At 59.4% G+C, this 24,526-nt stretch carries 21 protein-coding genes, 1 tRNA gene and 1 pseudogene; 9 read left to right on the forward strand and 14 right to left on the reverse strand.

The features are described from left to right. Window positions 1-63: 63 nt before the first annotated feature. From H4P12_RS15580 to H4P12_RS15590, 3 genes are read left to right on the forward strand one after another with little or no spacing between them, the layout of a single operon-like run. Complete coding sequence (locus H4P12_RS15580) at window positions 64-1,320, forward strand: amino acid ABC transporter permease (RefSeq protein WP_187794604.1); 1,257 nt, start codon at window positions 64-66, stop codon at window positions 1,318-1,320. Between the two features lies 1 nt (window position 1,321). Further along, window positions 1,322-2,776 (forward strand): amino acid ABC transporter permease, encoded by a 1,455-nt coding sequence (locus tag H4P12_RS15585; protein WP_187794605.1) that lies wholly within the window; start codon window positions 1,322-1,324, stop codon window positions 2,774-2,776. Between the two features lie 10 nt (window positions 2,777-2,786). Beyond that, a complete protein-coding gene (locus H4P12_RS15590; RefSeq protein ID WP_187794606.1) occupies window positions 2,787-3,575 on the forward strand; it encodes an amino acid ABC transporter ATP-binding protein in 789 nt (262 codons plus the stop codon). A 71-nt stretch (window positions 3,576-3,646) separates the two neighbouring features. On the opposite strand, the gene H4P12_RS15595 is transcribed toward H4P12_RS15590, so the two are convergent. From H4P12_RS15595 to ttcA, 6 genes and pseudogenes are all read right to left on the reverse strand, one after another. Next, window positions 3,647-4,165: a SixA phosphatase family protein gene (locus tag H4P12_RS15595; protein ID WP_187794607.1), complete on the reverse strand. Its 519-nt coding sequence runs from the start codon at window positions 4,163-4,165 to the stop codon at window positions 3,647-3,649. 86 nt (window positions 4,166-4,251) lie between these two features. Then, window positions 4,252-5,151, reverse strand: coding sequence for an acetylglutamate kinase (gene argB, locus H4P12_RS15600; RefSeq protein ID WP_187794855.1), 900 nt, complete (start codon window positions 5,149-5,151; stop codon window positions 4,252-4,254). 61 nt (window positions 5,152-5,212) lie between these two features. Continuing rightward, complete coding sequence (gene yihA, locus H4P12_RS15605) at window positions 5,213-5,863, reverse strand: ribosome biogenesis GTP-binding protein YihA/YsxC (protein WP_187794608.1); 651 nt, start codon at window positions 5,861-5,863, stop codon at window positions 5,213-5,215. Further along, on the reverse strand, window positions 5,860-6,621 hold the full coding sequence (locus H4P12_RS15610) for an MOSC domain-containing protein (RefSeq protein ID WP_187794609.1): 762 nt from the start codon (window positions 6,619-6,621) through the stop codon (window positions 5,860-5,862). The genes yihA and H4P12_RS15610 overlap by 4 nt, the downstream gene beginning before the upstream one ends. Continuing rightward, window positions 6,618-8,464: pseudogene (yidC, locus tag H4P12_RS15615) on the reverse strand (membrane protein insertase YidC). The gene H4P12_RS15610 and the pseudogene yidC overlap by 4 nt, the downstream one beginning before the upstream one ends. Before the next feature lie 157 nt (window positions 8,465-8,621). Further along, the gene (gene ttcA / locus H4P12_RS15620; protein WP_187794610.1) at window positions 8,622-9,497 is read right to left on the reverse strand and encodes a tRNA 2-thiocytidine(32) synthetase TtcA; all 876 of its coding nucleotides are present in this window, start codon (window positions 9,495-9,497) and stop codon (window positions 8,622-8,624) included. Between the two features lie 106 nt (window positions 9,498-9,603). On the opposite strand from ttcA, the gene H4P12_RS15625 reads away from it, so the two are divergent. After that, the gene (locus H4P12_RS15625) at window positions 9,604-10,494 is read left to right on the forward strand and encodes an alpha/beta fold hydrolase (protein WP_187794611.1); all 891 of its coding nucleotides are present in this window, start codon (window positions 9,604-9,606) and stop codon (window positions 10,492-10,494) included. A 5-nt stretch (window positions 10,495-10,499) separates the two neighbouring features. Here the strand turns inward: H4P12_RS15625 and yidD are convergent, their stop codons facing one another. Genes yidD through rpmH form a run of 3 tightly spaced genes read right to left on the reverse strand, consistent with a single transcriptional unit; the run spans window position 10,500 to window position 11,311 of the window. Further along, window positions 10,500-10,721, reverse strand: a complete 222-nt coding sequence (gene yidD / locus H4P12_RS15630) for a membrane protein insertion efficiency factor YidD (protein WP_187794612.1) — start codon at window positions 10,719-10,721, stop codon at window positions 10,500-10,502. Beyond that, a complete protein-coding gene (gene rnpA, locus H4P12_RS15635) occupies window positions 10,718-11,125 on the reverse strand; it encodes a ribonuclease P protein component (RefSeq protein WP_425498233.1) in 408 nt (135 codons plus the stop codon). Before rnpA ends, yidD begins: the two co-directional genes overlap by 4 nt. A gap of 51 nt (window positions 11,126-11,176) precedes the next feature. Continuing rightward, a complete protein-coding gene (gene rpmH / locus H4P12_RS15640; protein ID WP_066013101.1) occupies window positions 11,177-11,311 on the reverse strand; it encodes a 50S ribosomal protein L34 in 135 nt (44 codons plus the stop codon). Between the two features lie 256 nt (window positions 11,312-11,567). Between rpmH and H4P12_RS15645 the strand changes: the two genes are divergently transcribed. The 4 genes from H4P12_RS15645 (at window position 11,568) to H4P12_RS15660 (ending at window position 16,169) form a co-directional block, all read left to right on the forward strand. Then, window positions 11,568-12,989: a sensor histidine kinase gene (locus H4P12_RS15645; protein ID WP_187794614.1), complete on the forward strand. Its 1,422-nt coding sequence runs from the start codon at window positions 11,568-11,570 to the stop codon at window positions 12,987-12,989. An 81-nt stretch (window positions 12,990-13,070) separates the two neighbouring features. After that, a tRNA-Arg gene (locus H4P12_RS15650) sits at window positions 13,071-13,147 on the forward strand. Window positions 13,148-13,366: 219 nt separating this feature from the next. Beyond that, the gene (locus tag H4P12_RS15655; RefSeq protein WP_223115840.1) at window positions 13,367-13,825 is read left to right on the forward strand and encodes a GFA family protein; all 459 of its coding nucleotides are present in this window, start codon (window positions 13,367-13,369) and stop codon (window positions 13,823-13,825) included. Between the two features lie 319 nt (window positions 13,826-14,144). Further along, window positions 14,145-16,169 (forward strand): DEAD/DEAH box helicase, encoded by a 2,025-nt coding sequence (locus H4P12_RS15660; RefSeq protein ID WP_187794615.1) that lies wholly within the window; start codon window positions 14,145-14,147, stop codon window positions 16,167-16,169. Between the two features lie 33 nt (window positions 16,170-16,202). Here the strand turns inward: H4P12_RS15660 and H4P12_RS15665 are convergent, their stop codons facing one another. The 3 genes from H4P12_RS15665 to H4P12_RS15675 form a co-directional block, all read right to left on the reverse strand. Then, window positions 16,203-17,447: an NAD(P)/FAD-dependent oxidoreductase gene (locus H4P12_RS15665; RefSeq protein ID WP_187794616.1), complete on the reverse strand. Its 1,245-nt coding sequence runs from the start codon at window positions 17,445-17,447 to the stop codon at window positions 16,203-16,205. A gap of 3 nt (window positions 17,448-17,450) precedes the next feature. Further along, a complete protein-coding gene (locus tag H4P12_RS15670; protein ID WP_187794617.1) occupies window positions 17,451-19,115 on the reverse strand; it encodes a thiamine pyrophosphate-binding protein in 1,665 nt (554 codons plus the stop codon). Window positions 19,116-19,187: 72 nt separating this feature from the next. Continuing rightward, complete coding sequence (locus H4P12_RS15675) at window positions 19,188-19,652, reverse strand: Lrp/AsnC ligand binding domain-containing protein (RefSeq protein WP_187794618.1); 465 nt, start codon at window positions 19,650-19,652, stop codon at window positions 19,188-19,190. A gap of 112 nt (window positions 19,653-19,764) precedes the next feature. On the opposite strand from H4P12_RS15675, the gene putA reads away from it, so the two are divergent. After that, window positions 19,765-23,172 (forward strand): bifunctional proline dehydrogenase/L-glutamate gamma-semialdehyde dehydrogenase PutA, encoded by a 3,408-nt coding sequence (gene putA, locus H4P12_RS15680; protein ID WP_187794619.1) that lies wholly within the window; start codon window positions 19,765-19,767, stop codon window positions 23,170-23,172. 21 nt (window positions 23,173-23,193) lie between these two features. Here putA and H4P12_RS15685 read toward each other — a convergent pair whose 3' ends face one another. Both H4P12_RS15685 and H4P12_RS15690 read right to left on the reverse strand, forming a co-directional pair. Further along, window positions 23,194-24,075 carry a LysR family transcriptional regulator gene (locus H4P12_RS15685; protein WP_187794620.1) on the reverse strand — a complete coding sequence of 294 codons (882 nt, stop codon included), beginning with the start codon at window positions 24,073-24,075 and terminating at the stop codon, window positions 23,194-23,196. Window positions 24,076-24,231: 156 nt separating this feature from the next. Then, window positions 24,232-24,483 carry a hypothetical protein gene (locus tag H4P12_RS15690; RefSeq protein WP_187794621.1) on the reverse strand — a complete coding sequence of 84 codons (252 nt, stop codon included), beginning with the start codon at window positions 24,481-24,483 and terminating at the stop codon, window positions 24,232-24,234. Window positions 24,484-24,526 lie beyond the last annotated feature (43 nt).

A 24,526-nucleotide genomic window follows, 5' to 3' on the forward strand; every position in this document is an offset into this window, starting at 1 on the left:
GACCAAAACCGGCCACTCACATAAGCGGCGAAAAAGTCGCAGACCGGTAACAGGGGAACATAAATGTCAGATACCGCGATACCGGCCCAGACGCCGTTCCGGTTGAGTATGCTGATCTATGATCGGCGCTATCGCTCGCTGACCTTTCAGGTCATCGTTTTCATCCTTGTCATGGCTTTCGGATGGTGGCTGATCAGCAATACCATCGAAAACCTGCGCGTATTGGGCAAGGATTTCAATTTCGGTTTCCTGTTCCAACGCGCAGGATACGATATTCCGCAACCGCCGATCCCCTATACATCCGACGACACGCATCTGCGTGCGGCGGTGGTCGGCGTGCTGAACACGCTGATCGTTACGGTGCTGGGCTGTATCGCCGCGACCGTGCTTGGCGTGATCGTGGGTGTTGCGCGCCTGTCAAACAACTGGCTGTTCGCACGGCTGATGACCATCTATGTCGAGGCGTTTCGGAACGTCCCGCTGCTTCTGTGGATATTGGTGGTTTTCTCGGTCTTCCGAGAGGTTTTGCCGCCCCCGAACGCCTTTCGGGGTGAAAACGCCACTGCGTCGATGATCTTTTTCGACAATGTCGCACTGACCAACCGCTATACCGCGATCCCGACATTGGGCATGACCAATGATCCGGGCAGCCTCGATCTGGGTTGGCGCATCACCATCAGCTGGGCGACGATCGCATTTGCTGTCGCACTGATCGGCGGCTGGCTGGTTCACCGGGCCATCGCGAACTGGGCGCAAAAGACGCAGGACCAGACCGGCAGCCGCCCGACGACATGGTGGATGAGCCTTGCGGTCATGACGGTCCCGTCGCTGCTGCTGATCTGGTATTTCGGCCTGCACCTGATACCGCCGGAAATGAAGGGCTTCAACTTTGTGGGTGGCCTGAACATCAGCAACGGTCTGGTCGCCCTTTGGCTGGCGCTGACACTGTATACTGCCGCCTTCATCGCCGAGATCGTCCGCGCCGGGATCCTTGCCATCAGCAAGGGCCAGTCCGAGGCCTCCTTCGCCCTGGGCATCAGCCCCCGTCGCACCATGAGCCTTGTGGTTCTGCCGCAGGCGCTTCGGGTCATCATTCCGCCGCTGATCTCGCAATATCTGAATCTGATGAAGAACAGTTCACTGGCGATTGCGGTCGGGTTCATGGACCTGAAAGGCACACTGGGGGGCACCACGCTGAACCAGACGGGCCGAGAGTTGGAATCGATCCTGCTGATGATGGGGATTTATCTGATCCTCAGCCTGATCATTTCGGCGGGCATGAACTATTTCAATTCACGCGTCAAACTGAAGGAGCGGTAAGATGAGCGAACTTCACGCGGAAACCGTCCCCTTCGTTCGCGAAACCATGCTGCCACCCGCACCGCCGCCCACGCAGGAAGCTGGCGCCGTCAGATGGTTGCGCACGAACCTGTTTTCGGGGCCGGTCAATTCGGCCCTGACCATTCTGGGCCTGCTGATCGTCTGGTTCCTGGTCAACCATTTCTGGAACTGGTTCGCACATTCCGTCTGGAACGCAGGAAGCCTGTCCGAATGCCGCCAGATCATCATCGACCGGTGGGGCGAAGGTTCCACAGGGGCATGTTGGGCGGTTGTCCGTGAACGGTGGATGCAGTTCACGTTCGGTTTCTACCCGTCCGGGCTTTACTGGCGTCCGACCATGGCGTTCGGGCTGTTGTTCGTCGCGCTTGCGCCGGTCCTGTTTTCGGAATCGCGCAAGATTCGCCGGATTGTCCTGCTGACGGCTGCGGTTCTGACGCTGTCGGCCATGGCCGTGCTGGGCGCACCGACCCATTGGTTCATCTTTGCCGCCGTCATCTTTATCGGTGCAACGGTCATCGCTGAACAAAATCCGGGGCGCTTGCTGATTTTTTCACTGCTCTTCCCGTTTCTTGGCGTCTGGTGGTTATGGGGCGGATCGTTGTGGGGGCCGATCATGGCCTTGGTGGGGCCAGTTCTGGGGTGGGTCGCTTATCGGCTTCTGGGCCGTTTCTCACCGATTCTGGCAGGGATTGGTATGATCCTTGTCCCGCTGCTGTGGTGGATATTCCTTGCCGGTGATGCCGCGCGTGATGCGGAAAACCTGGCCTCACTGGCCATTCCTGCAGTCGCATCGGACCGTTTCGGTGGCTTCCTGCTGTCGATCACCATTGGCCTGTCAGGCATCGCCCTGTCGCTGCCCTTGGGTATCGTTCTGGCCCTTGCCCGACGTTCGGATATGTTTCTGGTCAAGACGCTGGCGGTCATGTTCATCGAATTCATTCGGGGCGTTCCGCTGATTGCACTGCTGTTCGTGGCATCGCTGCTATTGAACTACTTTATGCCGCCCGGAACGAATTTCGACATCATCCTGCGCGTGATCATCATGGTCACGGTCTTTGCCGCGGCCTACATGGCCGAGGTGATCCGGGGCGGCCTGGCAGCCTTGCCGAAAGGGCAATACGAGGCGGCTGACGCACTTGGGCTGGACTACTGGAAGGCACAGCGACTGATCATTCTGCCGCAAGCGTTGAAGATCAGTATTCCGGGGATCGTGTCGACCTTTATCGGCATGTTCAAAGATACGACGCTGGTGACTTTCGTGGGCCTCTACGACCCATTGAAATCCATGTCCGATGCTGTTCGCGCCTCGACCGACTGGAAGGGCATCTACTGGGAGCCGTATATCTTTGTCGGCCTCATTTTCTTCATCATTTGCTTCGGCATGTCGCGCTATTCGATGTATCTTGAACGCCGACTGCAGCGCGAACACAGGTAAGGAGGCAGCCATGAGCGAAGCCATCACCCGCAAGATCGACCGCAGCCAGATGCAGGTCAGCGACGAGGTCGCTATTTCCATCACCAATATGAACAAATGGTATGGGACATTTCATGTTCTGCGTGACATCAACCTGACGGTGCATCAGGGGGAACGTATTGTCATCGCCGGCCCGTCTGGTTCGGGGAAGTCGACCCTGATCCGCTGCATCAACCGACTGGAGGAACATCAGGCCGGGCAGATCATCGTTGACGGGGTCGAACTGACCAGCGACATCAAGAATATCGACAAGGTCCGGTCAGAAGTCGGCATGGTGTTTCAGCACTTCAACTTGTTTCCGCATCTGACGGTGCTGGAAAACTGCACGTTGGCGCCGATCTGGGTGCGGAAAGTGCCCAAGAAGCAGGCCGAAGCCACGGCTATGCATTTTCTGGAAAAGGTGAAGATCCCTGAACAGGCGAATAAATATCCCGGCCAGTTGTCGGGGGGGCAGCAGCAGCGTGTGGCGATTGCACGTTCGCTGTGCATGCAGCCGCGGATCATGCTGTTTGATGAACCGACATCGGCCCTTGACCCGGAAATGATCAAGGAAGTGCTGGATACGATGATCGAACTGGCCGAGGAAGGCATGACCATGCTGTGCGTCACCCACGAAATGGGCTTTGCGCAGGCTGTGGCGAACCGGGTGATCTTTATGGATCAGGGCCAGATTGTCGAACAGAACAATCCGCATGATTTCTTCAACAATCCCAAATCTGAACGGACGAAACTGTTCCTTAGCCAGATTTTGGGCCATTGAGCCAATCTTAGAACCGAAAGGGCCGCTGCCAGATCTGGCAGCGGCCCTGTTAAAATCGGCGGGATCGTGTTTCAGGCGCGTCCGTCGAAGCGCACGAAATCCATCACACTGCCCATGCCCGGTCCGACCTCGGACCAGTCTTCGATCTGAAAGTCGATGACCAAAGTCGCACAGGTCGGGTAGCGGCGGAATTCCGGGTCCAGTGGCGGGCGGGCGGGCAGCAGGGCGGCCAGTTCGGAAATGCCCGGATTATGACCGATCAGCATGACAGTCGGCTGCGACGCTGTTTTCAGGATCGTCAGCATTTTGTCCGGGCCAGCGTGATACAGACCGGGTTCGATTCGAACCAGCGGGCGCACCTCTAGCGGAGTGTTCTGGATGGTTTCCCAAGTTTCCTGCGTCCGCTTTGCAGAGGAACACAAAACCTCCTCGGGTTCGAAGCCGCGCGATGCCATGAAGTCGCCCAATTCGCGGGCGGATCGGTGGCCACGATCATTCAGCGGTCGGTCATGATCTGCAAGGGCAGGGTCATCCCAAGCCGATTTGGCGTGACGCGTCAAAATCAGCCGGCGATATCCAAACGGAGTCATGGGAATGCCTTATCCTGTATCAGTCAAATCACAGCCTGCCACAGCATTTCGGGCTTCGGCAAGGGGCGTATCAACAAACCATTATCCTATTGTTCCGTTCCGCCTTGACGCAGCCCATGAGGTCTGGTGCTGGACTTGGTTGAGCGGATGATCGAGCCCGCACCATGTTCGGTAAACAGCTCTAACAGCGATGCGTTTGGAACCCGGCCGTCCAGAATAACGACAGCGCGAACGCCGTCTTGCAGAGCCTTCAGCGCGGTTTCGGTTTTGGGGATCATCCCGCCCGCGATCTGGCCGTCAGCGATCATTGCACGCACGTCGTCGGGGTGCAGCTGGGTCACAACCTCACCCTCTGCATTCTTGACGCCAGCCACGTCTGTCAGCAGCAAAAGCCGGTCGGCCCGCAATGCGCCGGCGATGGCACCGGCGGCGGTGTCGCCATTGACGTTGAAGGTTTCGTTATCCGCCATCCCGGTCGCCACGGGGGCGATGACGGGGATCATCCCGGCTGTATAAAGATCGCGGATAATCTGGACGTTCATTTCGACGGGGCGGCCCACGAAGCCAAGTTCCGGGTCGTCCGCCTCGCAGACCATCATATCGTCATCCTTGCCACTGATGCCGACGGCGCGGCCGCCGGCGTCGTTGATGGCCTGAACGATGCGCTTGTTGACCAAACCGGACAGGACCATTTCAACGACCTGCACGGTTTCCTTGGTGGTCACACGCTTGCCGCGCACGAACCGACTTTCGATGCCCAGCTTCGCCAACAGTTCGTTAATCATCGGCCCGCCGCCATGCACGACGACCGGGTTGACGCCAACCTGCTTCATCAGAACGATGTCGCTGGCAAATTCTGCCATGGCTTCATCGTCGCCCATGGCATTGCCACCAAATTTGACAACAACAACCGACCCCGAATAGCGCTGCAGATAGGGCAGCGCTTCCGACAAGGTGCGAGCGGTGGCGATCCAGTCACGGTTCATGTTCTGCGTTCTCATTCAGTGGCCCCTGTGCAACGACTGGACCCTAGGACGCTTGCGCGGATCAGTCCAGACCGGCGATGATGGTGCGCAATGTGGCGATGCCCTGACCTTTTTCGGATGAGGTCAGCACAAGCTGAGGGAATGCGGCAGGATGCTTTTGCAGCTCGGCCTCGACCTGTTCGATCACCGGCTTGATCGCATTCGGACCCAACTTGTCGACTTTGGTCAGCACCACCTGAAACGGGACCGCTGATTTATCCAGCAGCGTCATGATTTCATGGTCGACGGGTTTGACCCCGTGACGAGAATCGATCAGGCAGAAAGCCCGGCGCAGCGTTGGGCGACCTGCCAGATAGTTTTTCAACAGCGCCTGCCATTTCGCCACGATGGCGACGGGGGCCTTGGCAAAACCGTATCCGGGAAGATCCACCAGATAGCTGTGATCGCCCAGCGAGAAATAGTTGATCTCTTGCGTGCGGCCCGGCGTGTTTGATGCGCGGGCAATACCTTTGCGCCCGGTCAGCGCGTTAATCAGGCTGGATTTGCCGACATTACTGCGTCCGGCAAAGCAAACTTCCGCCCGGTCAGCCGGCGGGAGGCCGTCCATCGCAACGACGCCCTTCACGAAATCGACGGGGCCCGCGAATAGCTGGCGTGCTGCCTCGGCCTGGGCGGCTTCCGGTTCGTCGGCTACGGGGAATGCTACTTTCACACTGTCACCTCATCGCCAATCGCGATTGCGCCGCCAGTCACGACCTCGGCAAAGATGCCAAAGTCGGTATGGCCATAAAGTTGGGCCAACCGGGCCAGCATATCGACATCGCGCCGCCCGGTTTCGGTATTTGCGCTGGTGGCCTCACAGCGCCCTATATGATCGGTTACGCGCAGTTCGATACTGCCGATACGGATGACCTGACCAATCAGATCGCGTTCGGCACCCGGTGCCAGCCCATCGACCCACAGATTGCCACGCCAACGGTCGATTCCGATGGGCTGGCCCAGACGTGCCTCCAGATCGGCAAGGCTGGTCAGGGACAGGATCGAAATCCACGGCCATTTGCTGTCGGTCCAGATCGCAGCCCCGCGAACCAGACGGGAGATGGGCGAAGCGTCTGCTGGCCATAGCGGGCGCAGCCAGTGAATCAGCTGGTCGCCATCGGCTTCCGGCTCAAAGCTAATCGTTGGTTGGTCGGGATGGGTCAGGGTAATTCTGTCACCGTCCCAACCACCTTTGACAGCCTGCAGCCTGTGTCCGGTCACACCGCGCAGAAATTGGGATTTGGGTAACCAGCGGTCGGGTTCGCCAGCAGTCTGGCTGGCTTGGGCGTTCCGCTCTCCTGCTTGGGTCAGAACCGCCCATTCGCGATCGCCGGGCAGCCGTTTGGCCGCCGAAAGGGTCACCTGGCCCAGACCTTCCCCCCCGATCGACTTGATCGGATGGCGACGGATATGGGCCAGGCGCGGTGTCATTTATTGTCCGGCTTCTTCCGGCCGACTGGGACCGAGGATTTGATATTGCCAAACAGGTCCGGGCGATGCCCGTGCATCGTCATGATCGTGTATTGCTGAATGACCGTGATCAGGTTGTTGGTGATCCAGTACAGCACCAGACCCGAGGCAAAGCCGCCCAGCATGAACATGAAGTCCAGGGCATCCATGCAAAGATCATCTTTTGCGCCGGATCAGCCGGAGCCGGGTTCAGACGCTGCTGCACCCACATGCTGATGCCCAGAACGATGGCCAGCACCGGAAGTGACAGCGAATGCAGCAGGGTGCCTTGCGCGGGCGGGGCATAGGGCAGCAGCCCGAACAGGTTCAGCAGGCTGGACGGGTCCGGCGCAGACAGGTCGCGCAGCCACCCGATCCACGGGGCGTGCCGCAGTTCGATGGTGACGAAGATCACCTTATAGAGCGAGAAGAAGATCGGGATCTGAAGCAGAACGGGCAGGCAGCCAGCGGCAGGGTTGACCTTTTCCCGCTTGTAAAGCTCCATCACCTCTTTCTGCATCTTCATGCGGTCGTCGCCGGTGCGTGCCCGGATGGCCTCCATCTCGGGCTGCAATTCCTTCATTTTCGCCATCGAGACATAGGATTTGCGCGCCAGCGGGAAGACCAGCAGTTTCAGGATGAAGGTCAGCGCGATGATCGACCAGCCCATGTTGCCGATATGGCCGTTCAGCCAGTGCAGCAGTTGGAAGATCGGCTTCGTCAGGAAGTAGAACCAGCCCCAGTCGATCGAGTCGACGAAGCGCTGAATGCCGGGGGTTTCTTCATAACCCTTGATGACTTCCCAGACCTTGGCGCCAGCAAACAAATAGGATTGCGCCGAAAGCTGCTGGCCGGGTTCAACCGTTTGCATCGGATAGCGGGCTTCGGCCTGATAGATGTCGGCGCCGTCGGCATATTTGACAACGGCTTCGAACGCCTGACCCGGTGCGGGGGCCAGCGTGGTCATCCAGTATTTGTCGGTAAAGCCGATCCAGCCGTTTTCATTGACGTTGACGACATTGGCGCGACCCTCGCGTTCGACAGGCTCCAATTCGGCGATATCGTCATAGTCCATCTCGACCAGTTCGCCGTCATGCATGCCGACCGCGCCCTCGTGCAGCACGAAGTAGTTTTGCGTATCGGGTTTGCCGTGGCGCGCAATGATGCCATAAGGCGCGGCTGAAAATGCCGTGTCGCCGTTGTTCTGGACGCTTTGATCGACGGTGAACAGATAGTTGTCGTCCAGCGTATAGGTGCGGCGGAAGATCTGGCCTGCGCCGTTGTCCCATACCAGCGTGACGGGCTGACCGGGGGCAAGAACATCGCCCGATTCAACGGACCATACCGTCGTGGGGTTTGGCACCAGCGACGGATCAACGCCGGGACCGGGGGTCCAGCCATAGACGGTGTAATAGGGCTTCGACGCGCCGGTCTGAATATTCGCATCTGCGGTGGCCGAAGACGGCGACAACAGGCGCACGTCGGGCGAGTTGTCGTCCAGCGTTTCTTTGTATTTCACCAACAGCAGGTCATCGACGCGCCCACCCGCCAAAGAGATCGAACCCTTGACCGAGGGGGAGTCGATCTGAACGCGGCCAGCCTGCGTCGTTGCAGGTGTGGCGGTATCGGCAGCAAGATCGGCCGAACCCGCGGTCGCATTTGGCGCGGCCGGAGTCGCAAGACCTGGCGTGGCGGTCTGTTCCGCGACGGGTTGTTCCTGCGGCTGTTCGGCCGGAGGCTCTGGTGCGAAGAGGGTGTACCAGATCAGGATCACCACAAACGACAGGACTGTCGCCAGGATGAGATTGCGATTGTTATCTTCCATTCCGTCACCAATGTCTTCGCGTCAGTCGCGCCGGTTCAACAGAAGGGGGCGTCAAAGGTCAAGCGGAATTGGCGTTTCGCCGGGATTCTACAGGGCGTTCACGTGGTCTTGCGGTGATGCGGGCGCGATTTGGCCGACTTGGGCATGCGCTGCCCGGTCAATCTTCGGCCCGCTGCAGGTTGGGAATATCCGAAACACCCGTTTCACCCGGAAACAGCGCCGCGAAATCGAATAGTTTTGGGTCCAGAAGGTGCGATGGACGCACATTCATCAGCGCGCGGAACATCACCTGACGGCGACCCGGTGTGCGTGATTCCCATTCGTCCAGCATCCGTTTGACCTGAACCCGCTGCAATCCTTCCTGACTGCCGCACAGATCGCAGGGAATGATCGGATAGTTCATGGAACGGGCAAAGCGTTCGCAATCCCCCTCGGCCACATAGGCCAGTGGGCGCAAAACGGTCAAATCACCCTCTTCATTCAACAGCTTGGGCGGCATTGTTGCCAGGCGCCCGCCGTGGAACAGGTTCATGAAAAATGTTTCCAGAATGTCGTCGCGATGATGGCCCAGAACGACCGCCGAACAGCCTTCTTCGCGTGCAATGCGATACAGGTTGCCACGACGCAAACGCGAACACAGGGCGCAATAGGTCCGGCCCTGCGGCACCTTTTCCTTCACGATGGAATAGGTGTCCTGATATTCGATACGATGCTCTACGCCCCGCTGCGACAGAAACTCTGGCAAAACGGTTGCGGGAAAGCCCGGTTGACCCTGATCCAGATTGCAGGCCAGCAGATCGACGGGCAGCAAGCCGCGCCATTTCAGCTCATACAGCACCGCAAGCAGGGTATAGCTGTCCTTGCCGCCAGACAGACAGACCAGCCATCGGTCGCCCGGACGGACCATGCCATAGTCGTCGAGGGCCGCGCGCGTTTCGCGCACCAGCCGCTTGCGCAGTTTGCGATACTCGGTCGAGGACGGCGCGCCCGCGAATAGTGAGTGAATCTCGGTATCGTCGGAATCATCTAGCATGTCATTCGCATTAGGCTAACGGCCCTGTTGCGGCAAGAGGAACGAACTTTGTTTTGGTGAAACCGGCTAGTGATGGTAATCTGAACCAAATAGTTTGGATGATTCCATGTTTTATCTTTTTACACGACGGGCATATTTTGCCGCAAAAAGTAATTTCACCAATCGCCCGGCCGGCCTGACACGATATCTTCGGCTGTCCGCATCTGGCGACGGTATCCATAGTGGCCATGCCATTAACCGCGACAACTGGCTGTCAGAAGCGCTGGCCAGTGCCCGAACGCCGGACATCCTGATTTTTGTTCACGGATATAACACGTCGCAAAGCTCGCTGTTGCTGCGGCATGCCATGCTGCAACAAAAACTGGCCCAGAATGGGTTCAAAGGGACAATCGTGTCCTTTGACTGGCCAAGCGATGGCAGCAATCTAAGCTATCTGGCAGACAGGAATGAGGCGAAAGCCGTGGCGAATGCGCTGCTGACAGATGGTATTCTGATGTTTCTGGCGCAGGCACCGAAACACCGCGTTCACATTCTGGCCCATTCAATGGGAACATATCTGACGCTGCGGGCGCTTTCGGCCGGTGGGCGTTGGGCGGTGGAACAGGTGATTTTTACTGCGGCGGATGTCGATTCCGATTGGATGAAATCCGGGGCTTGGGGATCGTTGGTGATGCAGCATCGCTGCAAACAATTCACCAATTTCCATAACACACGGGATGAAGTGCTTATCCTGTCCAAGAACATGTTCAATCGCGGTGCCGCGCGGGCCGGATTGGATGGTCTGCCCGGCCAAATCCCGAAAAGCTACCGCGATGTCTACTGCACAGAGCAATACAAGACCCGGGTGGCTGCGCCGACGATGATCCGGTCGCATAACTGGTATTTCGAGGATGTCGGATTTTACCGCGATCTTGCGCTGACGCTGGCAGGAACGGCCGCCGACCAGATGCCGACGCGGGTGGCTACAAATACCGGTGGGCAGGCGCTTTATGCCTGACGCGCTTAGTCAGGAACGTTGTCGATACCGCTGCCGCCCCAGGGATGACAACGCCCGATCCGCCGCGCGGCCAGCCAGCCGCCCTTGATTGCGCCGTGTTTTTCCAGGGCCTCCAGTGCATAGGCCGAACATGTGGGCTGAAAGCGGCATCCATGCCCGACCCAGGGTGACGCGACCAGACGGTAGGCGCGGACGGGCAGGGCGACGATCCGGGCCAGCGGTGTCACGTGTGCACCTTGCGCAAGGCGGCGGCCAGATCCTTTTGCAGTTCTGCAAAGTCACGGTTGATGGTTTCACTTGGTCGCCCGACCAGAACATAGTCCCAACCGGGCTTGGCGCCAGCCATCAATCCAAGCCGTGCGATTTCACGCAAACGCCGCTTGGCGCGGTTGCGCATCACCGCGTTTCCGATTTTCTTGGAGCAGGTAAAGCCCACACGGACCGCCCCATCATCGCCACGATTGCGGGCTTGTAGCAGAAAGCCTGCAGTGCCCTGTCGTCTTGCCTTGGCTGCGGCCAGAAAATCGGCGCGTTTGGCCAGAATGATGGGTTTGTTGGCCTGATCTGCAGACATGCGAAATGCCGCCTCGCCTTCATCCGATCGCTGAGGGTCAGCCGTGGGATGGGGCAGGGGCGGCATTTTCAAAGCCTTATCTGGTGGGGCAGACCCACCGGCAACGTATCAAGCCGACAGGCTTTTACGGCCTTTGGCGCGACGGGCGTTCAGCACGCGACGACCACCTTTGGTCGCCATGCGAGCACGAAAGCCGTGACGGCGCGCACGAACAAGGTTCGATGGTTGGAAAGTGCGCTTCATGGTTCAGATCTCCGGATCGTAGCTTGCGGGTGGCGTTTCAGCGACGGGAACGGCAAAACGCCGCACGCCCCGCACAGATGCGCCGGTTGTTCGAAGCCCGGTGGATAGTGCAGGCTGTCGGCTACGTCAACACTCATAAAGATTTTCATGCGGCTATTGAACGGAACCAAGCAGTAATCACATTCGTTTGATGTGCAAAACGACTATCTTACAGTCGAAAAGGCGCAGGCGCGACAGAAAGACTGACCCTATACGTATGCGACTGAACACGATCTCTGGCCGATTCGCTGCACTGACGATCATTTTCGTCGTGTTGGCCGAGATATGCATTCTGCTTCCCTCACTGGCCAGCTTTCGACTGGATTATCTGGAATCGCGGCTGGAGCGTGCGCAGATCGCCAGCCTTGCATTGCTGGCGACGGACGAATCACTGGCAAGCGACTTGGAATCAGAGCTGTTGCAGAATGCTGGCGTCTTTAACGTGGTTCTGCGCCGCAATGACATCCGGCAGCTTGTCCTGTCCTCGCCCATTCCCGGTCCGGTTGCCGCGACCTATGATTTGCGGGAAGAAGGCGTCCTTCAGACCATGGACGACGCAGTGCGGGCGTTGCTGGATAACCGCAATCAGGTGATCCGGGTCATCGGTTCGCCGGTGAATCAGGCCGGGCAGCTGATTGAAATTACGATGAATACCGCCCCGCTGCGCGACGGGATGATTGAATTCGGTATGCGGTTGTTGCTGTTATCGGCGGCCTTTTCGATCATGACGGCGCTGCTGTTGAATATCGCGGTGCAACGATTGGTCCTTGTGCCGATCCGTCGCGTGATCAGTCATATGGTCGCCTATGCGAATGAACCCGAGGATCCACGGCATATTATTACGCCCAATGCGCGGATCGACGAGGTGCGAGAAGCGGAAACGGCGCTGGAATCGATGCAGAAAACCGTGACATCCTCGTTGAAACAGAAAGAACGGATGGCGCTTTTGGGGCAGGCGGTCGCCAAGATCAGTCACGATCTGCGCAATATTCTGACGACGGCGCAGATCTTCGCAGATCGTCTGGAGGACAGTGCCGATCCGAAAGTGCGCCGCGCGGCACCCAAGCTGGTCAATTCGATCAGCCGGGCGGTGACATTGTGTGAAACGACGCTGGCCTTCGGTAAGGCCGAAGAGCCGCCGCCCACCATGTCACGGTTCAACCTTGCCGAGCTTGGCAGCGATGTGGTCGAAGCTGAAACGCTGGCTGGCGAGGCGATCGGCAAGGTCGATTTCCTGACCGACATTCCGCCAAGCATGATGATTCGCGCCGACCGCGATCAGCTTTACCGGGTGCTGACGAATTTGATCCGCAATGCGCGGCAGGCAATTGAAGGCACGGGCGACACCGGAACCGTCGAAATCGGTGCGGGTGAAAGCGACAGCGAATGGTGGATTCGCGTCGGTGACACTGGGCCGGGTCTGCCGGAAAAGGCCAAAGAGCATCTGTTCAAGCCGTTTTCGGGCAGCGCGCGCAAAGGGGGGACCGGGCTTGGCCTGACCATCGCCGCTGATTTGGTCCGCGGGCATGGCGGGCTGGTCGAACTGATCCGCAGCGATGCTGACGGCAGCGAGTTTATGATCCATATTCCGCGCGATGTCAGCACGGTGGCACAGCGCCAGACGACCGCCGCGCGATAAGTTTTCGTTCCACCTTCGACGATTTTTTCGATTTGCCTCTTGCAACCCCTGGAACAGGTCGGTAGATCACCGCCCTACAGCGGACCCGTAGCTCAGCTGGATAGAGCACTAGACTACGAATCTAGGGGTCGGGCGTTCGAATCGCTCCGGGTCCGCCATTTTTCCTAATTGTCGTCTGTCAGATATTTCTGGCCTTCCGTCAGATTCCTGACCCGATCGGTGTTTCAGCCGGGGTCACGTCATTGACGCCTTGAACCCATTACCGGACGGATAGCGCGTTTGCTGGAATTCGCCCATAGCAGCAGCTATCCTCAGTGCCAGTAGGCCCGGCAAGTGTTCAGAGCATACTACCGCAACGGCATGTTCGCGAATACGTTATGGCTATGCACCTGATTTTCCCCATCAAACCTGACGTGGCCGCGCAAGCGGAAGGAGTTTCTATGTCCCGTGCCCAATGTGCCTGCGGCGCTATTAAGTTAAACTTCAGCGAGCCTCCGCAACTGACGGCCCTGTGCCACTGCTTTGCTTGTCAAAGAAGGACCGGTTCACCGTTTAGCGCCAATGCCTTCTACGACAATGCCGCAGTTAGCATTGAAGGTGAAACGAAGGTGTTCGTCCGTACGGCGGATGGTGGCCGCAAGGTTAGCATGCATTTTTGCCCCACCTGCGGATCGACCGTTTTCTGGAAAGCGGAAGCCTCGCCGAATTGGCTTGGAGTTGGAGTGGGATCATTTGCGGATCCGACCTTCCCAGCTCCCACCATTTCAGTATTTGAGAGATCGAAGCATGATTGGGTCAGGCTTGAAGAGGGAATAGGCCACGACAGCCTGCCGTGAACGTCCGCTCCGTCCCGCAAAGCAGACGCCGTGCTCCGGCACAGTGGGTCAGCTTTGCTTGACGGTTGGGGGGAGTGCCTGACGGCGCTGCCCGGCGGGCACGGCAATGCCTCGCACCGTGTGTCACGTATCTCTGACAGCTGACACATCGAATAAAATTCGCCCTCGGGCGATGTGTTTTCTTTGACTTTCATGGCTGGGCCCTATAGGTCGCGGCCTTTGGCGCTTGTATATTCCGTATGTGGGTAGGTGGAGACCCGCTGTCAGGAATGATGGTGCCGCTCATCCGGTGTTTGGCACCCCTTATTCTGGCGAAGACATGAATCATGAAAAAATTGCCGCGCCTTTGGCTGCGGCGCTGGCGGACAAAGGCTATGAAAGCCTGACCGCCGTGCAGGAAGCCGTTCTGGCCGACGACCTCGCCGGTCGTGACCTGCTGGTTTCCGCGCAAACCGGCTCGGGCAAGACCGTGGCCTTTGGTCTGGCGATTGCGCCCGATCTGCTGGGCGAGGGTGACGTCCTTTCTCTGGCACAGGAACCCGTCGGGCTGGCCATTGCGCCAACGCGCGAGCTGGCCCTGCAAGTGGCCCGAGAGCTTGAGTGGCTTTACGGCAAGGCGGGTGCGCAGGTCGTGACCTGTGTTGGCGGGATGGATTTCCGCGCCGAAAAACGCGCATTGGACCGCGGGGCGCATATCGTCGTGGGCACGCCCGGACGTCTGCGCGACCATATCGAACGCGGTTCGCTGGATCTGTCATGGCTGAAGGTCGCCGTGCTGGATGAAGCCGATGAAATGCTGGATCTGGGTTTCCGCGAAGATCTGGAATTCATCCTGGAATCCGCGCCGAAAGACCGTCGGACCCTGATGTTTTCAGCCACGGTTCCGCCGGCGATTGAATCGCTGGCCAAGGATTTTCAGCGCGATGCCCAGCGGATCGTCGCACAGGGCGAATCGAAGCAGCATGGTGATATCGAATATCGCGCCATGACGGTTGCCGCGCGTGATCGCGAACCGGCGATCTTCAATATCCTGCGTTTCTATGAAGCCCGCACCGCAATCATCTTCTGCAAGACGCGTGCCAATGTGACCCATCTGCTGGCGCGCATGTCGAACCGTGGGTTCCGCGCCGTCGCCCTGTCGGGAGAGCTGAGCCAGCAAGAGCGCAGCCACGCGCTGCAATCGTTGCGTGACGGTCGGTCGCAGATTTGCGTCGCGACGGACGTCGCCGCACGCGGGATCGATCTGCCGGGTCTGGATCTGGTGATCCATGCCGATCTGCCGACGAACTCTGAAACGCTGTTGCATCGTTCGGGCCGGACCGGTCGTGCCGGATCCAAGGGCGTTTCGGCGATGATCGTCATGCCGTCCGAACGGAAAAAAGCCCATTCGCTGTTGTACCGCGCCAAGCTGGAGGCAGAATGGGGTCCGCCCCCGTCGGCCGATGAAGTGCGCGAGCGCGACAACCAGCGGATGATGGAAAACCCGGTTTTCGAGGCTGATGTCACCGATGACGCGGAACTGGCGGCTGATCTGCTGCAGCGTTTTGGCCCCGAACGTCTGGCAGGAGCGTTGATCCAGCTTTGGCGCGAAGGGCGTCCTGCCCCGGAAGAACTGACCGTTCTGCAAGACCGCACCACCCCGTCAGAACCACGCCAACGCCCTGAATTTGGGGCCTCGGTCTGGTTCCAGCTGTCGGTCGGTTACAGTGGCCGGGCCGAGCCGCGCTGGCTGTTGCCCAAAATCTGTGATGCAGGCGGCATCAACCGCGATGCGATTGGCGCCATTCGGGTCAAGACTGACGAAAGCTATGTCCAGATCGACGCGAAAGTCGCGGATCGCTTTGGTGCCATGACCGAGCTTGAGCCGGGCTTGGAAATGACGCGCCTTGCCGGTGTGCCCGATCTGGATGCCCCGGCACGCGGTCGGCCCGCTGGAAAACCCGAGCGTGCCGGCCATCGTGGCAAAGGCGATCGCCCTGCGGCACCACGCCGCGAACGGGCCGAGCGTTCTGACAAAGCCGATGACAGGTCCGCAAAATCGTGGGACAAGCCCGCAAAAAGCTGGGATAAACCCGCCAAGTCGGGCAAGCCTGTAAAGACCGCGCAGCTTGTCGAAATCTCCCATTCGGAATCCTCGTTCGATCCCGACGGTCAAAAGCCACGCAAAAAGCCACGCTGGTCGACCGAAGACAAGGCCGCCAAGCGCAAGCCGCGCGGCCCGGCCGCTTCTGCCGATGATAAGCCGTTCCGGAAGTCCGTCGACAAAAGTGGCAAACCCAGATTTGGCGCCGGCAAGCCCTCTGGCGGCCCGAAAGCGGGCAAGCTGCCACGCAAGGGTAAGTGACGACATGGCCGCCTGAGGGGCGGCCAAGTCGTTTCAGATGACCGCCTTTTCCACAAAGGGGCGGTTTTCGACGATTCTCTGAACGCCGACTTCGGTGAAATCCAGCGTCCTGTAGCCGCCATAGATGATCAGTTCGGAAACGGCCCGTCCCGTTGCCGGTCCTTGCTGAAGACCGTGGCCGGAAAAGCCGTTCGCAAAGATGAAGTTCGGCAGATCGGGGTGGGCGCCGACGATCAGATTGTGATCCAGCGTGTTATAGGCGTAATGACCGGCCCAGAAATTGATCGGGCGGATCGCCTCGAACGCGGGGGACCGTTCGGCCAGGGCGGGCCAGATGATCTCCTCGAACTCGGCATAGCGCGGCTCGAAATCGTCCCAATCGACGGCCGGATCATCGGCGGGCGGGCAGCCAGCCAGAAAGCAGGTGCCTTCGGGGCGGCAATAAACGCCGGTTGGGTCGATCATCAGAGGCAGGCGACCCTGATTGATGGTGGCGCTGCCCTCGGGGCTTTGCGCACAGGAAAAGACGAAGACGCTGCGTTTGCGGGGTTCAACCGGGATATGCAGCCCGGCCATTCCTGCCGTCAGCGATGCGCGTGCCCCGGATGCATTGACCACATGGCCGGTCGCGATCTGCTGCCCGGATTTCAGCGTCACGCCCGTGACACGGCTGCCGTTGCGCTGAATCGCCACAACCTCATCGGTGATGTAATGGGCACCTTGGGCACGGGCCTTGTTGCGAAATCCGTTCATCAGCCCGGAATTGTTGAACCAGCCCTCGCAGGAACGCCCATAAGAGGCCAGCACCAGATCATCGGCCCGTAAATGCGGAAAGGCACGGATCAGATCATCGGGCGACAGCAGTTCCACATCGGCCCCGCAATCGCGCTGCACCTCATGGTTTTCGCGCAGCGTTTGTTCCTGCTCGGCCGTGCGGGCCAGAAATAGATAGCCGCCTGGATGGAAATTCAGATCGGGCCTGTCATCGCCCACCTGCATCAGATCCGCGAAATTGCGGATCACCTCTGACCCGTATTGGCTGATCTTCACGTTGATCGCATTGGAAAATTGCGTGCGGATGCCCGATGCGGACAATGATGTCGAGGCGTGGGTAAAGGTCGGATCACGTTCGACAATCAGCACCTTGCCGGTAAAATCCGGGTTGGCCGTCAGGTAATAGGCCACAGCCGCGCCGATAACGGCGCCACCGACAATCACGACATCATAGCTGTTGTCGATGTCGCGGCCGTCCTGTCTGGGATTGGATAACCGCTGCATCTGTCAGCCTCGTTTTGACAGCGCGGCATCGCGCATCTGGCTAAGCGTCTGTCGCGGTGTCAGCGCCTCGGGCGAGATGGTCAGGTCCAGCAGCGCCCCGGTGCCAGAGGCCATGGCGCGTTCAAAGGCGGCTTCGAAATCTTCTGTCCGGTCAACCCGTTCGGCGTGAAAGCCGTAGGCACGGGCAAGGGCGCAGAAATCCGGGTTGATCATCGTCGTGCCCGAGACGCGGGCAGGATAGTTGCGTTCCTGATGTGCGCGGATCGTTCCGTAGATGCCGTTATTCAGAACCAGAACGATGGGCTGTGCGCCATGCTGCATCGCGGTGGCAAGTTCAGTGCAGTTCATCTGGAAATCGCCATCGCCCGCAAAGCAGATGACGACCCGGTTGGGGTTTTCGACCTTGGCCGCGATGGCAGCGGGCAGGCCATAGCCCATCGCGCCCGATTGCGGTGCCAAAAGCCGCGCCGCCGGTCCGAATTTGAAGAACTTGTTCGGCCAGACGGTGAAATTGCCCGCCCCATTGGTCAGCACGACATCGTCGGGCAGCCGGTCGCGCAGGTAATCCATCACCCTGACCATATCGACCGGCGAGGGCTGTTCGGGCGCAGTAAACGATTGCTCATAGGCCTCGCGGCCCGTTTTGCGCCATGCGGCCCAATCGCCTTTCACCGGGCGCAGGGCAGCGGCAAATTCGTTCGGGCCGGATTGGATGCCCAGATCGGGTTGGTAAATCTTTCCGATTTCCAGATCAGAGCCATGCACATGGATCAGCTTTTGCTTGGGCACCGGCACCGACAGCAGGGTATAGGCGTCAGTCGTCATTTCGCCAAAGCGGATGTTGATGGCAAGGATCAGGTCGGCATCTGTCACCAGTTTGCGGACATGGGGCGGCATGCCGACGCCCGCCTCGCCGCAAAACACGGACGAGTCATTGTCGAATTGGTCCTGAAAGCGGAAGACGGCGACTGTCGGGATATCAGACGCTTCGGCAAATGCCTGTAATGCGGCGCGACCGGCGTCGGACCAGTTGCAGCCGCCCAACAGGATCAGGGGGCGTTTGGCCCTGGCCACCATGTCCAGCGCCTTGGCCATGGCGGTTGGTGATGGTGCGGGTTCGGCATATTCGGCGGGACCTGTCAGGGGTGCAACCTCGGTCAGGTCGGTCAGCATGTCTTCGGGCAGGGCGACGACAACCGGACCGGGGCGGCCCGTGGTTGCGGTTTTCCACGCGCGCGCGGTGATTTCGGGAATGCGGTCGATATCGTCGATCTCGACCGCCCATTTCGCCATGGTGCCGAACACCGCGCGATAGTCGATTTCCTGAAACGCCTCGCGGCCCTTCATGTCGGTGCCGACCTGACCGACAAAGATCAGCATCGGCGCGCTGTCCTGAAACGCGGTGTGAATCCCGATCGAGGCGTTGGTGACGCCCGGCCCGCGCGTCACCAGACAGATGCCCGGCGATCCGGTCAGCTTGCCCCATGCGGCGGCCATGAATGCCGCACCGCCTTCGTTGCGGCACAGGATGAAATCCAGCTTTCCTTCCGTATCGTGCAGCGCGTCCAGCACGGCCAGATAGCTTTCACCGGGGATGCCGAAGCTTTTCGTCGCCCCCAATGCGATCAGACTTTCCACCAAAAGCTGTCCGCCATTCCGCTGTGTCATGCTGCCTCCCAACTGCGTTGACCTGCGGGCATGCTGACCGCAGCGCGGCGGGAAAGGCAATCCCGGTTCGGATCACGAGGGGCTGAAATCCTGTTCGATCACCGCCTCCATCGCAACAAAGCTGGAGGTGGAGCCGATATGGGGCAGGGCGGAAATTTTTTCGGCCATGATGCGGCGAAATTCGCTCATATCGCGGGAACGGATCTTGACCAGATAGTCGAAACCGCCCGCGATCATGTAACACTCTTCGACCTCGGGGATCTTGCGGATTTCGGCATTGAATTTTTCCAATGCCTTCTGTCGCGTGTCGTCCAGCCGGATCTGCATATAGGTGATATGGGTCAGGCCCAGCTTCAGCGGTGACAGGTTGGCACGGTAGCCTGTGATCAGGCCCATATCCTCCATCTGCTTGATTCGCAGCGCGACGGGGGTTTTGGACAGGCCCACCTTGCGGGCAAGCTCGCTGACCGGAATACGGGCATTCGCGACCAATTCGTTCAGGATTTTGCGGTTTATGGTATCCAGATCAGTATTCACGGCTGAAAATCCAATCAATATTGTCCTGATCGTCTATCAAAATGCCACTCTTTAGGCGCATGGTCTAGGTTGAATGCGATAGTATACGGCTATTCTTTTACTGGAGTCCGCCATGTCCTCGACATCGCTTTCTGCCTTTACCCTTGATGCCAAGTTCCGCCCCGAAGCCGACCTGTTGCAAGAACTGGTTGCGCAGACCGATCTGTCCGAGGCTGATCGCATCGCCATCACTGCCCGCGCGGCCGAATTGGTCCGCCGTATCCGCAAAGAGGCCAAGCCCACGCTGATGGAGCATTTCCTGTCGGAATACGGTCTTTCGACACGTGAAGGCGTTGCCCTGATGTGTCTGGCCGAGGCGATGCTGCGCGTTCCCGACAAGATGACCATCGATGCGCTGATCGAGGACAAGATTGCGCCATCCGATTGGGGCAAGCATCTGGGTGAGGCATCGTCGTCGCTGGTCAATGCCTCGACCTGGGCGCTGATGCTGACGGGCAAGGTTCTGGACGACGATCAACCGGGCATTGCCGGCACGCTGCGCGGCGCCATCCGCCGTCTGGGCGAGCCGGTGATCCGCACGGCCGTCGGGCGTGCGATGCGCGAAATGGGTCGGCAATTCGTGTTGGGCCAGACCATCGACGCCGCGCTGGATCGCGCCCGCACCCGCGAAGATCAGGGCTATACCTACAGCTATGACATGCTGGGCGAAGCCGCGATGACCGCCGAGGATGCGGCGCGCTATGCCCGCGACTATGCCAACGCCATCACCGCCATCGCCAAGGCCTGCACCAAAGGCTCGGTCGAGGCTAATCCCGGCATCTCGATCAAGCTGTCTGCGCTGCATCCGCGCTATGAAGTGGCCAACGAAGAACGCGTTCTGGCCGAGCTGGTGCCCGTCGTGCTGGACCTTGCCCGCAAGGCCAAGGCAGGCGGCATGGGCATGAACATCGATGCCGAAGAACAGGACCGGCTGGTCATTTCGCTGAAGGTGATCGAAGCGGTGCTGGCTGATCCGTCGCTGGCTGGCTGGGACGGGTTCGGCGTGGTCGTGCAGGCCTATGGCAAACGCGCTGGCCAGACGATTGACTGGCTGTATCAGACCGCACAGCGGCTGGATCGCAAGATCATGGTGCGTCTGGTCAAGGGCGCGTATTGGGATACCGAGATCAAACGCGCGCAGGTCGAAGGTTTCCAGGGCTTCCCGCTGTTTACCAGCAAGACCGCAACCGATGTCAGCTATATCGCCAATGCGCGGAAATTGATCCGCTATGCTGATCGCATCTATCCACAATTCGCCACGCATAACGCCCAAAGCGTTGCTGCGATTCTGGAAATGGTTGGCGATATCAACTTTGAATTTCAGCGTCTCCATGGCATGGGCGAACGCCTGCATGACATCGTGATCCGCGAAACCAATGGCCGCTGCCGGATTTATGCGCCGGTCGGCGCGCATCGCGATCTGCTGGCCTATCTGGTTCGTCGCCTGCTGGAAAACGGTGCAAATTCGTCCTTCGTCCACCAGATCGTTGATGAAAGCGTCAGCCCGGAAGCTGTGGCCCGCGACCCCTTTGAGGCGCTGGTAACGGCACGTCCACCTGCAACGCTGGTTCAGCCCCATGCCCTGTTCGGGGCGGAGCGTGACAATTCGCTTGGTTTCGATCTGGCGGATGAAGAAACGCTGGCCCGGATCGAGGCTGCGCGTTCCGTTGATCTGCCTGACGCTGGCCCGCTGACGGTTTCAGCGCCGGTTGGCACCGTGCGCCCTGTCATCAACCCGGCGACGGGTGAAAAGATTGCTCAGGTAACCGAGGCATCTGCCGAAACCGTGACACAAGCCATCGCTGATGCACGGGTTTGGGATGCTCCGGCCGCAGAACGCGCGGCTGTTATGCGCCGTGCTGCCGATCTTTACGAAGAAAACTACGGGCTTATCTTTGCCGCCTTGGGTCGCGAGGCTGGCAAATCGCTGGGCGACGCAGTTGGCGAATTGCGCGAAGCCGTGGACTTCCTGCGCTACTACGCTCAGCAGGGGGAAAACAGTGCCGAAGCGCCGCGTGGCATCTTTACTGCGATCAGCCCCTGGAACTTCCCTTTGGCGATTTTTAGCGGTCAGATTGCCGCTGCACTGATGGCCGGCAATGCCGTGCTGGCAAAACCTGCCGAACAGACGCCGGTGATCGCGGCCATCGCGGTGCGGTTGCTGCATCAGGCCGGGGTTCCGGCCCATGCGCTGCAACTATTGCCGGGTGACGGTGCGACGGTTGGCGCGGCGCTGACCGGTGATGCGCGGATCAATGGCGTGGTCTTTACCGGCGGAACCGATACGGCCAAGATCATTGCGCGCAGCATGGCCCAGCACATGGCCCCCGGCACACCGCTGATTGCGGAAACCGGTGGCCTGAATGCGATGATCGTGGATTCCACCGCACTGCCCGAACAGGCGGTGCGTGATATCGTGATGTCATCCTTCCGGTCGGCTGGTCAGCGTTGTTCGGCCCTGCGCTGTTTGTATGTGCAGGAAGACGTGGCCCCGCATCTGACCCAGATGCTGAAAGGCGCGATGGATGAATTGTCGGTCGGGGATCCGTGGCTGCTGTCGACCGATGTCGGCCCGGTCATTGATGCGGAGGCGCAGGAGGGCATTGTCGATTACCTGCGCGACAACACCAACCGCGTGTTGCACCGCCTGAATGTGCCGTCACAGGGGCATTTCATCGCACCGACCATGTTGCGGGTAAACGGGATCGAGGATCTTGAGCGTGAGATTTTTGGCCCGGTCCTCCACGTCGCCACCTATCGCGCCCGCGATCTGGACAAGGTCGTCGCGGCGATCAATTCGCGTGGCTTCGGGCTGACCTTTGGCCTGCACACCCGGATCGATTCCCGCGTGCAAGAGGTCACTGACGCTATCCATGCGGGCAACATCTATGTGAACCGCAACCAGATCGGGGCCATCGTGGGCAGCCAGCCCTTCGGCGGCGAAGGGTTGTCGGGAACTGGTCCAAAAGCGGGTGGCCCGCTGTATCTGACCCGCTTCTTTGCGCCAAAAGCTGCAGATGCCGATGCGACGGATTGGGCGCAAGCCGATGATCCCGCAAGGATCGCGAAAGCCCTTCGCGATGCGCAGCCCCGCGACATCACGGAAACCATCATGCCCGGCCCGACCGGCGAATTGAACCGCCTGACAATGCTGACCCGCGCACCTGTTCTGTGCCTTGGTCCGGGGCCAGCGGCCGTGGCGGCGCAAGTGGCCGCGGTCGAGGCGTTGGGCGGACAGGCCGTTGCCGCGCAAGGTTCACTGACCGCAGAGGCGTTGGCTGGCATCGCCGGGCTGTCGGTCGTGCTGTGGTGGGGGGATGCGGAAACGGGCCGCGCCTATGCCCAGGCCCTTGCCCAGCGGCAGGGAGAGATCGTGCCGCTGGTCAGTGCTGTGCCCGATCTGGCCTATATCGCGCATGAACGGCATCTATGCGTTGATACGACCGCAGCGGGCGGCAACGCGGCGCTGCTGGCCGGATAAAGCCAAAAGCGGCTGGGCGGATCAGCCCAGCCGCAAATTCCCCATGAAGTCCAGAAAAGCACGCATCGCGGCGGTCATCAGCCTGCCCGTCGGATAGACGATATTTATCGGCACCCTTGGCACCGTGTAATCGGTCAAAAGCGAAATCAGCCTGCCCTCTGCGACATCTTTTGCCGCAATGATTTCAGGGACCAGTGCCACCCCGACGCCGTCGCGCGCCATCATATACAGCAGGTCGGTATTATTTGACGCGAATATCGCGTGGACTTTTTGCTGAATCGTTTCACCATCACGCTGAAACGGCCATGAATCCCCTGTCCGCAGGTTCGTATAATGCAGGCAGTCATGTTTCAGCAGATCGGCGGGTTGGGTCGGGGTGCCGTGCTTTTCAAGATATTCCGGCGCCGCGACCAGAATGATCTTGCCCTGATGCAGTCGCTTGGCGTGAAGCGAAGAATCGTTCAGATATCCCACGCGGATGACGGCGTCGAAGCCATCGCCAATCACGTCGCTGGTCCCGTCATCCAGCAACATCTCTAGTTGAATTTCAGGATAGGTTTCCATGAAGCGTCGCAGATGTGGTTGCAATATCCGCAGCGTATAGGCGACCGGCGACCCGATCTTCAGCACGCCGGCGGCGTTTCCGACTGCTTTGCGGACAGCCTCGTTCGCGGCATCGAGGCGGTTCAGAATGTTACGGATCTCGGCACCATAAGCCTCGCCTATCGGGGTAGGGCGGACCGCGCGGGTGGTCCGTGTCAGCAACCTGGCACCAAGGGACCGTTCAAGATCCGAGATGTATTTGCTGGCAAGACTGCGCGACACGCCCATGCGGCGGGCGGCGGCGGCAAAGCTGCCTTCGTCCAGAATGCTGACGAATGTACGAAGGACGATAATATCCATGCCGGGGCCGATCTGCTGACTCTGAAAGCCAACTTGGCAAATCAAACCTCGTTTCGCCAGAGTTGGATATATAGAAACCGCCCTGATCGGGCGGTTTGTGGGGCATCGTGTGAGATACCAGCAAGCATTCGATACAGGTAAGACACCGCCGACGGTTCAGCGGGTATAGGTGTCGACCGGCTTACCGTTTGAAAAATCGCTGACCGTCACTTGCGTCGAGGCATCAATGCCAGCGCGGCTCAGTTCACGGGCGCTGAGAACCCGGTTCGCGTCGACGGTGACAGGTTTGGCAGCAGACACAGTGACCTGGGTTGCGTCAGGGTTTTCGTTTTGCTGACCCGAAGGGGCTGCAGCGACCGAACCGGCGGCCAAGGTCAAAGCGGTAAGAACAATAGCAAAGCGTTTCATCTTATATTCTCCTGACTTCGTTCAAAACCTTGATTGGTTTGAA

It is taken from the genome of Paracoccus amoyensis (assembly GCF_014490725.1).
Taxonomy (GTDB): domain Bacteria; phylum Pseudomonadota; class Alphaproteobacteria; order Rhodobacterales; family Rhodobacteraceae; genus Paracoccus; species Paracoccus amoyensis.